This is a genomic window from Mycobacterium attenuatum (genome assembly GCF_900566085.1).
Lineage (GTDB): Bacteria > Actinomycetota > Actinomycetes > Mycobacteriales > Mycobacteriaceae > Mycobacterium > Mycobacterium attenuatum.
In genome coordinates this window covers 17,122-28,324 of sequence record NZ_UPHT01000081.1, presented here as the reverse complement: position 1 = coordinate 28,324, position 11,203 = coordinate 17,122, and the positions used below count along the sequence as shown (strand labels likewise).

Annotated in this window: 5 protein-coding genes and 1 pseudogene; 2 read left to right on the top strand and 4 right to left on the bottom strand. The window is 68.2% G+C overall.

All coding sequences use genetic code 11. The annotated features are described in order from the left end of the window. Positions 1 to 104 precede the first annotated feature (104 nt). Positions 105 to 1,725, bottom strand: a pseudogene (locus EET13_RS13730) (DUF4185 domain-containing protein); the annotation flags it as partial. 147 nt (positions 1,726 to 1,872) lie between these two features. On the opposite strand from EET13_RS13730, the gene EET13_RS13725 reads away from it, so the two are divergent. Next, positions 1,873 to 5,091, top strand: coding sequence for a chemotaxis protein CheB (locus EET13_RS13725; RefSeq protein ID WP_122442812.1), 3,219 nt, complete (start codon positions 1,873 to 1,875; stop codon positions 5,089 to 5,091). 27 nt (positions 5,092 to 5,118) lie between these two features. Here the strand turns inward: EET13_RS13725 and EET13_RS13720 are convergent, their stop codons facing one another. Next, on the bottom strand, positions 5,119 to 7,455 hold the full coding sequence (locus tag EET13_RS13720) for a Tex family protein (protein WP_122442836.1): 2,337 nt from the start codon (positions 7,453 to 7,455) through the stop codon (positions 5,119 to 5,121). A gap of 74 nt (positions 7,456 to 7,529) precedes the next feature. Next, complete coding sequence (locus tag EET13_RS13715) at positions 7,530 to 8,234, bottom strand: potassium channel family protein (protein ID WP_122442811.1); 705 nt, start codon at positions 8,232 to 8,234, stop codon at positions 7,530 to 7,532. A gap of 147 nt (positions 8,235 to 8,381) precedes the next feature. Between EET13_RS13715 and EET13_RS13710 the strand changes: the two genes are divergently transcribed. Then, complete coding sequence (locus EET13_RS13710) at positions 8,382 to 9,878, top strand: potassium/proton antiporter (protein ID WP_122442810.1); 1,497 nt, start codon at positions 8,382 to 8,384, stop codon at positions 9,876 to 9,878. Here the strand turns inward: EET13_RS13710 and EET13_RS13705 are convergent. Beyond that, positions 9,845 to 11,197 (bottom strand): acyltransferase family protein, encoded by a 1,353-nt coding sequence (locus EET13_RS13705; protein ID WP_122442809.1) that lies wholly within the window; start codon positions 11,195 to 11,197, stop codon positions 9,845 to 9,847. The genes EET13_RS13710 and EET13_RS13705 overlap by 34 nt on opposite strands. Positions 11,198 to 11,203: the final 6 nt, after the last annotated feature.

The window sequence follows — 11,203 nt, the reverse complement described above, 5'->3', positions numbered from 1 at the left end:
TTAATGCTCAGTGTTTTTGCGACGTTCTTGGCGACGTGTGGCAGTTGCCGGCGGGCTGGCGGCGGCCAGCCGCGTAAGCGCTGAAAGTCGACGCCTCGGCGTCGTTATCCCAGCGTGGTGTGCATCAACATCACGTTGTACGCCGACCACAGCGACAGGTTGAAGTACACGTCCTTGCCCGTCGACCAGGGGTGCATCATCGGCGCGTAGATGCCGCCGGGCATCTGCCAGGACGACACGAGCATTTGCTCCGGGCTCCATGGACCCTGAGGGGCCGGCGCGGTCCGTGCCACGACGTCGTTCATGCCGTTGGTGTACATCACCAAGTACTGCTTCAGATACGTGTTGTATTGAGCCGACATTTCGCCCACCGGTCCCGGGATCACCGGCGTCGCGGCGTCCGGTTTGCCGGGTACCCAGGAATTCGAATCGCCGTTCCAGTACTGGTATTTGCTCAAGTCAGGTACGAACTGCTGGGGAACTCGCGCCAGATGCGCCGACCCGCCACGTCCCGGGGGCGTGCCGAACGAGTAGAGGTAACCGTCGTTAGACTTGACGAACGCCCCCATCTGGAAATTCTCATTGCCGGGTACAAACCTGGCTCGCCCGCTGTCGGGTCCGGATGCGCGGATGGTGCCGGGATAGACCCCCCAGTTCTGGCCGTTGTCTTTGGACACCGCGATGCCGGAGTAGTTGGTGGTCCATTCACCGTCACGGCCCCAGTCGCGAATGGACATGAAGCTGACGTACTGGGTTTTCCCGACGGAGACTCCGGACGTCGGAATGATGCCGGTCTCGTCGGGCGCCCACTTGATGCTGCTGATGATCTGTTTGGAAAAGCCCGGTTGGCGCACCGGTGAGCCGGAGTACCGGTTGGCCGCATCGCCCGGCGCCACGTGGATTCCGTCGCCCAGGTCACGGTCCTGGCTGCGGAACAGGGTGTTGTAGCGCCACTGGTGTTCGTTGACAGCGCAATAGCCGAAGGTGTCACCGAAGGCCATGAGCACCTGATGGTTGGCGGGATCGCCGTTGTCCCAGATGATTCCGAGGTCGGTCCCGGAGATGCCGAATTGCTGGAGAGTCTTGTTAGGACTGTCGGCTCCGGTTACCCACTCGGCAAGCGAGGTCGTGGCACCCCCGAGTGCGGCGCCAGGATCGGGTGCCCCGGGCGCCGGTACCGCGGCCGGCGCCGGCGCTGCTGGCGGCGCCGCATTGGGGGCCAACTGGGCGGCATTGGGAGGCTGGTTACCCGGGTTGGGCGGCGCAGGCGGAGGGACCGCCGCCTGGTGCGGTGGAGTCGCCGCTTGCTGCTGGAGCGGCGCAGACCGCGGCCCCGGATTGAGCAACCTGGACAGGGGCCCCAGCCTGGGCAACGGCGCCCGGTCGTTCGCACCACGAGGCCTGGGGCCTCGCGTCATCGGGCCGAGCGTGGTACCTCCCGGGTTGGTCACCACGGCGTTCGGAGGCGGCGGGGCGTTGGCCGCGTCCCCGCTGCAAGGCACCGCCGTTGCCACCGGCGCCAGGCCGACCGCACCGATGAGTCCCAATGCGGCCGCCGACGCCACCGATACCGACACGACTCGATGAATCGCCGACATGTCACAACCTTCCAGGGGCACAAACGTCAGATTGACGTCCGCAGTTGGCTGATGTGACGATAGTGATTCATGTGGCGCTTGTGATCGCTGATCCAGGATAGGTATGCGTCCGTGACCGTGTCGCAACTCCCGCGCCGCATGGCCCTCAAAGGACATCCCCGCAGCGTCGGCCCGCCCGCGGTGACCGGTGTGAGAGCCTGGTAGAGCGCCGCAGCGACGGGTTCGCCACCACGCAGACAGGCAAGCGACGCGTGCCGCGCAGGGCAGGGTCATCATGAGCGACAGTGAAAGTTGGCAGGCCGCCCAAGCCATCGACATCGTGGTGTTGGTGGCCTCGGCCGGGGGTCTGGCCGCGTTGTCGACAGTGCTGCAGGGATTACCCCCGGACCTGCCGGCTGCGATTGTGGTCCAGCAGCATCTCGGTGGCCAGGGCAGCATTTTGGTACAACTGCTGCGGCGCCGCACCGATGCACCCGTCGAGTGGGCCGTATCCGGGCAGCGCATCGAGCCCGGGCAGGTGACGGTTTGTCCCCCCTTGAAGCGGTTGGAGCTATTCCCGGACGGCACATGCATGCTGCACGACGCCAGCAGCGCCCTCGAGCTTCCGCATGACGCCTTGCTGACGGCGGTGGCCGATTCCTTCGGCGCCCGTGCGTTGGCGGTGGTCCTGACCGGCTTCGGGCGCGACGGCGCCGCCGGCGTGGTGGCGCTGAAAGCCGCAGGCGGCATTGCGATCGCGCAATGCGAGGACACCGCCGAGGCCCCGGGGATGCCCTTAGCGGCCGCCGAGGCCGGCGCCGATGTGGTGCTGCCGCTGCACGAGATCGCCGGAGTGATCGCCGACGTGGTCTCCGGCGGAACACTTCCGCTACCGCCACGTGAAGTCCAAGCCGCCGCAGCCCTGTTCGCGGGCCCGGGGGAAGTCCGCGCGCGGCTGCGCGACATCGACTGGACCCGGTCGGCGCTCGGTTCGGTGCAGACGTGGCCGGCCTCGCTGCGCATGATGCTGCGGATCGTGCTGGCCAGCCCGATGCCGATGAGCATCCTCTGGGGTTCCGACCGCATTCAGCTGTACAACGACCACTACCGGGCGCTGATGGGCCCGCGGCACCCCGCGGGACTTGGTCAGCCCACGCGGGAGTGCTGGCCAGAGGTATGGCACATCAACGGACCCGTTTTCGACCGGGTGTTCAGCGGTGAAAGCGTGGCGTTGGAGGACGCGCTATTTCCCCTGGTGCGTGACGGAGCCCTGCAGGACGCGTGGTTCACCATCATGTGGACACCGGTCGAGGACGACGACGGCGTGATCGCAGGAGCGGTCGGACCGGTGTTCGAGACCACGGAACGGATTTTGGCCGCGCGCCGGTTGGCCACCATCAATGCCCTCGCTGCCGCACCGGTCGCGCACGGTAGGCGCGAGGCTCTCGAACACGCGGTGACGGTGTTGGCGCAGGCTCCCGACGTCCCATTCGCCATTGCCTACCTGCTCGATGTCACCACTCGACGAGCCGGCCTGGTCTCGGCGAGCGGCGTCGGCGAGGGCGGGGCGATGGCGCCTCGCGAGTTGACGATCCCACGGGACGCCTGGGAGCTACGGGAGGTCGTCGACACCGGCAACGCCCGGATTCTGGACAACCTGGCCACCCGGTTCCGCGGCCACACCGTCGGCCCGGAATCGCTGCCGCCGCAATCGGCATTGATCGCCCCGCTGTCGGACGAAGCCGACGAACGCGTGATCGGGGTTCTCATCCTGGGAGCTCATCCGCGGATGCGGCTCGACCACCGCTACCGCGAATTTCTCGGGCTGGCCGCCGAAACGGTGTCGGCAAAGGTAGCCGAATCACATGCCCGCCGCCGCGAACGCGAACGCCTGGAGCGGTTGGCCGAACTCGACCGGGCCAAGACCGCGTTTTTCTCCAACGTCAGCCACGAGTTCCGCACCCCGTTGACGCTGATGCTCGGCCCGCTGGACCAGCTGCTCGCCGACGACCAACTCGACCCGGCACGGCGCCGCAAGGATCTCGAGCTGATCCGGCGCAACACGCAGCGGCTGCTGCGCCTGGTGGGTACGCTGCTGGATTTCTCCCAGCTGGAAGCGGGTCGGCTGCGTGCCCACTTCGCACCCACCGACCTGGAAGCACGCACCCGCGAGATCGTCGCGCAATTCGAAAGCGCCGCCAAGCGCGCGGGGATAGCGCTGCAGGTCACCGCCGAGCCGATCCCCGAACCGGTGTGGGTGGACGCCGAGATGTGGGAAAACATCGTGTCCAATCTGCTGTCCAACGCGCTCAAGTTCACCTTCGCCGGCCGCATCGAGGTTGCGCTGCGCACGTTGCCCAAACACGTGGAGATGACGGTGCGCGACACCGGCATCGGCATACCGAACGCCGACCTACCGTTCATTTTCCGGCGGTTCCACCGCGTCCGGGGAGCCCGCGGACGCACCTACGAGGGCGCCGGCATCGGATTGGCATTCGTCGACGAACTGGTGCGCCGCCACCATGGCCGGATCCGGGTCGCCAGCGAAGTCCATGTCGGCACCACCTTCACGGTCTGGATGCCGCTGGGCCGGCGGCTGCGCGATGACACCGCCGAAGACCAACCGCCACGGACCGGCGAGATCGCCGCCGCGCTCGCCGAAGAGGCCGAGCAGTGGGACGCCCAGCGTGACGAGAGAGTGGAACGCGAGGTCACCGACGCTCTGGTACCGCCCGAGCCGCTCTTGCAGCCGGTGTCGTGCGCGCGTGTCCTGGTCGTCGACGACAACCCCGACATGCGCGACTATCTGAGCCGGTTGCTGTCGCAACGATGGAACGTCGTGCAGGCACGGGACGGGGCCGAGGCACTCGACCGGGCCAGGAGCGAGGTGCCCGACCTGATCGTCGCCGATGTGATGATGCCCGGCCTGGACGGTCTGGATCTGCTGCGCCTGGCTCGCAGCGACCCGCTGCTGGCATCGATCCCGGTGGTGCTGGTCACCGCGCGCGCCGGCGAAACCGCCGCTATCGAAGGATTGCTGGCGGGCGCCGACGACTACATCGTCAAGCCGTTTTCCAGCCGGGAGCTGCTGGCCCGCGTCGCGGCGCAGATCAAATTGGCCGAGCTGCGCCGTCGCAGCGAGCGACGCTTCCGTGCCCTCATGGACGCCAGTTTCGACGCCGTCTATCGGATGAGCCCCGACTGGACCCAGATGCATGCCCTCGACGGACGCGGGTTCATCGCCGACACTTCAGCTCCCAGCAAGAGCTGGCTGGAAACCTACATCGACCCGGCCGACCAGCCCGAAGTCCTGGCCGCCATCAACACCGCGATCACCACTCGCGGCACCTTCGAGCTCGAGCACCGCGTGCGCCGCACCGATGGCACGCTCGGCTGGACCCTGTCGCGCGCGGTGCCGGTCCTCGACGACGACGGCGCCATCATCGAGTGGGTCGGAACCGCCAGCGACATCACCGACCTCAAAGCCGCGGCCACGCAGCCCCCGACCCGGTAGCGGCGGTATCGGGCCGGGCAGGCCTGCTCACTTCCCGAAGCCCGCGTCCCGCAACGCCCGAGCCATCGAGCCGGCGGGTGCGTGGGCTCGTTGGCGGTCAGAGTCCTTGCCGGACTGTCGGTTTCGTCGCTCGGTCCGGTTGGCTGGCTGGCGTTGCGGATCGTCGTCGAGCCGCAGGCTCAGCCCGATCCGGCGGCGTTCGACGTCGACATCGATGACCTTGACCCGGACCACCTGTCCGGACCGGACGACGTCGTGCGGATCGGCGACGAAGCGCTCGGCCATCGCGGAGACGTGCACCAGGCCATCCTGATGCACGCCGACGTCGACGAAAGCGCCGAAGGCGGCGACGTTGGTCACCACCCCCTCCAAGACCATCCCGACCTTGAGGTCGGCCACCTTCTGCACACCGGCGGCGAAGGTGGCCGTGGCGAAGGTCGGCCGGGGGTCGCGTCCGGGTTTCTCCAGCTCGGCGAGGATATCGGTCACCGTGGGAACGCCGAACCGGTCGTCGGCGAAATCGGCGGGCCGCAGTGATCTCAAAGCGTTTGCCTCACCGATGATTTCGGCCAGCGTGACACCCGCTCGGTCCAGTATGCGACGGACGACGGGGTATGCCTCGGGATGGACACCGGACGCGTCCAGCGGGTCGTCACCGCCACGGATCCGCAGAAACCCGGCGCACTGCTCAAATGCCTTGGGGCCCAAACGAGGAACGTCCAGCAGCGCGCGACGATTGCTGAACGGACCGGCCTCGTCACGATGGGCGACGATTGCTTCGGCCAAGGACTCCGATATCCCCGACACCCGCGCCAGCAGCGGAACCGACGCCGTGTTCAGGTCGACGCCCACCGCGTTCACCGCGTCTTCTACCACCGCGTCGAGGCTGCGGGCCAGCACCGCCGGTGTCACGTCATGCTGGTACTGCCCCACCCCGATCGACTTCGGGTCGATCTTCACCAACTCGGCCAGCGGATCCTGCAGCCGCCGAGCTATCGACACCGCCCCCCGCAGCGTCACGTCGAGCCCGGGCAGCTCGTGCGCCGCATAGGCCGAGGCCGAATACACCGAGGCGCCGGCCTCGCTCACCATCGCCTTGGTGGGGGCGGGGGCTCCGGCAGCGCGGATGTCGCTGATGAGTTCGGCTGCCAGCGCCTCGGTCTCACGCGAGGCCGTGCCGTTGCCCACGGCGATCAACTCGACGCCGTGCCGCGCCACCAGCGCGGCCAACGTCGCCTTGGCCACGTCCCATTGCCGTTGCGGCTGATGCGGGTAGATCGCACACGTGTCGATCACCTTGCCGGTCGGGTCAACCACGGCGACCTTGACGCCGGTCCGGAACCCGGGATCCAGGCCGAGGGTCGTGCGGGCTCCGGCCGGAGCCGCAAGCAACAGGTGGGTCAGGTTCTTGGCGAACACCGCGACGGCTTGCTGTTCGGCGCGTTGCCGCAACCGGATACGGGCGTCGACGGCTGCCGACGACATCAGCCTGGTGCGCCACGCCAACCTCACCGTCGCGGCCAGCCACGGCGTCGCCGCCTTCGCCGATGCGTCAGCCGAGAGGTCCACGCCGAGGCCGGCGGCAATCATGGCTTCGTATCCGTCGTCCGCCCCGCCGTCGAAGGTCAGGGCAAGGACCTTTTCCTTCTCGCCGCGCAGCACGGCCAGCACCCGGTGTGACGGCATCGTCTGCAGCGACTCGGCGAACCCGAAGTAGTCCCGAAAGTTCTGTGCGGCAGCGTCATTGGCGATATCATCGGACCACGGCGCGCTGCGAAGCGAGCCTTGCGCCCAGAACTTCTCCCGGATTGCGCCGACCAGCTCGGCGTCCTCGGCGGCTCGCTCGACCATGATGTGCCGGGCGCCTTCCAGCGCGGCAGCGGCATCGGGTACACCGTCAGCGACATCAGCGCACGCGAAGGCCGCCGCCGCGGCCTCCGGAACCAGCGCCGGGTCGGAAAGTAGTCGATCGGCCAGCGGCTCCAGCCCCGCCTCCCGGGCGATCTGCGCCTTGGTCCGACGTTTCGGCTTGTAGGGCAGGTAGATGTCTTCGATGCGGGCCTTGGTGTCGGCGCCGCAGAGCGCTGCCGCTAGCTCGTCGGTGAGCTTTCCCTGTTCGCGGATGGATGCCAGCACCGCCGCCCGGCGTTCGTCGAGCTCCCGCAGATACTGCAACCGCTCGGCCAGCGTCCGCAGCTGCCCGTCGTCGAGACTTCCGGTGACCTCCTTGCGGTACCGGGCAATGAACGGGACCGTTGCGCCGCTGTCGAGCAAGCCTACCGCGGCGGCCACCTGGGCCTCCCCGATGGCGAGTTCCTCAGCGAGCCGGGCGGTGACGGATTTGATTGCGGTGCTTAGATTCACGCGCAGGAACCCTACCGAATTGTCCCGACGCAGCTGGGGCAACCGGGCACGGCGCGTCGCTAGCCGCCGATCCCTCAGGCTGACGGCGGCCGGGCCGGCCTGGTCGGTGCACGCGCCGGTAGCGCGCTGTACATGGCGGCCCACACCGAACGCTCCAGGAAGCTGTCGGCGATGAACAGCATCTCGTCGCCGGCCCGCAGGACCTCGTCGGCCTGCGGAACCTTGACCGCGTCACCTCGCAGCACGGTGACCAACGCGGTGTTGGCTGGTAGGTCCAACTCGCACACCCGCATTCCCACCAGCGGATTGTCTTCGGGCAGCGTCAGTTTGGTCAGCGCCGCCCGGCCTTCGCGCAACACCATCATCCGCACCAGGTGGCCGACGTCGATGGCACCCTCGACACCGGCGATCATGGCCCCCGGCGTCGAGACCGCCACATCGATGCCCCACGCCCGGCCGAACAGCCACTCGTTGCGCAGGTCGTTGATCCGCGCCACCACCCGGGGCACCCCGAACTCGGTCTTGGCCAGCAGCCCCACCACCAGATTGGCTTTGTCGTCTCCGGTCGCGGCGATCAGCACGTCGCACGTCTGTACCCCCGCCTCGTGCATCGTCGACAGTTCGCACGCGTCGGCATGCAACCAGTCCGCGGCGGAAACCGTGTGTGGTTCAAAGTTGTTCCGCTGCCGCTCGATCAGCAAGACCTTGTGCCCGCGATCCAGCAATTCCTGGGCGACCGACCGGCCGACCTTGCCCGCGCCGGCAATCCCGATCCGCATTTTTCCCGTCGCCACCCAATCATCTTGTCTCATGGCTGCGGCAGTTCCGGCTGTACGCCCGACAGCGGAGCCGACCCGTACTGATTTACTGGCAGCACGTCGCGCCCCGAGCTATCGCCGCCGAGTTCCCATCTGGACGGAAACAAAATGAGTTTGCAGCAGCTGTATCTGGCTTTGTTGATCGGTGGCCTCGTGCTGCTGGCCAGCATTGTGGGCACCCGGCTGGCGACTCGGGTGGGATTTCCCAGCATGCTGCTCTTCCTGCTGGTGGGCGTGGCGGTCGGTGAGGACGGGCTGGGGCTGCAGTTCAACGACGTCCAGCTGGCCCGGAACGTGGGCACGGCGGCGCTGGCCTTGATCCTGGTGGAGGGCGGGTTGACCACGCGGTTCACCGACATCCGCACGGTGCTCAGACCTGCTGCCACCCTGGCCACCGTCGGGGTGCTCGTCAGCATGGCCGTCACGGCCGTCGGCGCGCACCTGCTGCTGCGCGTCGACTGGCAGGTGGCCCTGTTGCTCGGCGCCATCGTTTCCTCCACCGACGCCGCGGCGGTGTTCTCGGTCCTGCGGGTGCTGCCGCTGCCGCGGCGGGTCGCCGGGCTGCTCGAGGCCGAATCCGGGTTCAACGATGCCCCCGCGGTGATCCTGGTGCTGATGTTCAGCGCGGTGCCCTTCGCGGTCGAGCCCGGGCGCGCCATCGCCGATCTACTGTTCGAGCTCCTCGCCGGCGCCGCGGTGGGGCTGACCATCGGCTACCTGGGCGCTTTCGCGCTGCGTCGGATCGCGCTGCCCGCCTCCGGCCTCTACCCGATCGCTACCTTCGGGTTGGGTCTGGTGGCGTTCGCGGCTGCCGGGGCAAGCCATGCCAGCGGATTCATCGCCGCCTATCTGGCCGCCGTGGTGCTGGCCAACTCGGGGCTTCCGCACCGGTCGGCAACCCGATCGTTCGCCGAGGGGGTCGGCTGGCTGGCACAAATAGGGCTGTTCGTGCTGCTCGGACTGCTGGTGGACCCCAGCGACGTGGCGCACGACGTGGTGGCCGCCGTCGTCGTCGGACTGCTGTTACTGCTGATTGCCCGGCCCCTGTCGGTGGTGGCATCGCTGGCAACGTTTCGCATCCCGTGGCGCGACCAGGTCTTCCTGTCATGGGCGGGTCTGCGCGGCGCGGTGCCCATCGTGCTGGCCACCTTTCCGGTCGTTGCCGGCGTCCCGGACAGTTATCGCCTGCTCAACATCGTCTTCATGCTGGTCGTGGTGTTCACGCTGGTGCAAGGTCCCAGCCTGCGCCCGATCGCGCATCGGCTGGGACTGATTTCCCGCGAAGCCACCCGCGAGATACAGGTGGAGGCGGCGCCGCTGGATGTGCTCGACGCGGAGCTGCTGACCATGACAGTGCAGCCACCGTCGCGCCTGCACAACGTCACCGTGCTGGAGCTGCGGCTGCCGGACCCGGCGGTGATCACCCTGATCATCCGCAACGGTCACACCTTCGTCCCGATGCCCGACACGCGGATCGAGCGGGGCGACGAACTGCTCATCGTCACCACCAGCAAGATGCGGGCGCAAGCGGAGTCGCGACTTCGCGCGGTGAGCCGGCGGGGCAAATTGGCCTATTGGTTCGACGAGTACGGCGAACCCGACTGATGCCTGGCCGGCACCGGCCGCGACACCGGACCCGAGCTCGTCCGGGCAGCCAGCAAAGCCACCAAGAAGCATCCCAGCGCTGTCCACCCTGCGATCTCGCCGAGCCCGTCCTTGGCCATCGCCACCAGCGCCACGCCCGCGGCGACCACCAGTGCGCCGGCGGCCACCGCCCGGGCGCCGGTGGCGTGAGCCGGCCCGTCCCACCAGGGCAGCCGTCGATGCTCGAGCGGCGCGAGCAGCCGAAACAGCACAGCCATGACGATGGCGAACACGACTGCGCGCAGCATCAGGCGAGCCCAGAACCCGGGCGCGTGCACGTCGTATGCGTCGAGGCCCGCGGCGTGCAGGGCAACGGCGGCAACCGCGATCGACGGGATGTGCCAGAGGTAGAGCGTCATCGCTCCCCCGTTACCCACCGCGACGGCGTGCCAGACGCGCGGGCGGGCAGCCCACCGCCGGACAACGCCCGCGGCGGCGACGAACGCGCACGACATCCACGTGCAATGCAGCGCCAGCAACAACGTCGGCGGCGACACGTTGGAGGTCCGTTCGGCACCTGTCACCACCAAAGACACGTCGTACACCCCGACCAGAGCGAGCGTGAGCTGCGCGGTGAGCGCACCGACGGCCGTCGCGATCGCCGTGCGAGGGCCGATCAGCCCGCGCGCGTAGCCAACACCGACGGCCACCGGGATCAGCCACACGATCACGAAGTTCGCCACACCCGACTCGGCAGTGCCGACCGCGAACCGCGTCTGGTCGACGACGGCGGCTGCCAGCAGCAGCGATCCGACCGAAACCGCCACCCCGCGGCCCGTCCCCAACCTGGTCAACGCCGGCACGAAGGCAAGCACCACGAGATAGACGCCGAGGAACCACAACAGTGCGACGCATTCGCTCCCGAGTGCCGCCGCGGATTCGGAGCCGACGGTTACGCGCACCACGAGCAGAGCGGCGGTCCACGCGGCGAGGTACCAGAACACCGGACGGCACAGCCGCTGCGCCCGGGTGAACAACCAGGTGCCCCACGGCATGCCGCGGCGCCAGCCGTATGCGCCCGCGGCACCGCCGGCCAGGAAGAACAGCGGCATCACCTGAACCAGCCAGGTGATTGGGGTTAGCGCCGGCAGCTGGCCAAGCAAGTTGGCTATTCGGACACCATGGGAGTCGATGGTGGCCAGCAGCAGCGCACAGTGACCGAACATCACGACGACCAGCGCGCCGAGGCGGGCGACGTCAACGGCGCGGTCACGGTCAGCGGGTGTGTGGCGCGCGATGGCACGCGCACTGACAGCGGACTTCAACGTGGTCGCGGGCATGCGACC

What these genes read in the sequence shown, in the direction of transcription:
- EET13_RS13725 (WP_122442812.1), top strand. Translation starts at nt 1,873, where the DNA reads ATGAGCGACAGTGAAAGTTGGCAGGCCGCCCAAGCCATCGACATCGTG.
- EET13_RS13715 (WP_122442811.1), bottom strand. Translation starts at nt 8,234, where the DNA reads ATGCGGATCGGGATTGCCGGCGCGGGCAAGGTCGGCCGGTCGGTCGCC.
- EET13_RS13710 (WP_122442810.1), top strand. Translation starts at nt 8,382, where the DNA reads ATGAGTTTGCAGCAGCTGTATCTGGCTTTGTTGATCGGTGGCCTCGTG.
- EET13_RS13705 (WP_122442809.1), bottom strand. Translation starts at nt 11,197, where the DNA reads ATGCCCGCGACCACGTTGAAGTCCGCTGTCAGTGCGCGTGCCATCGCG.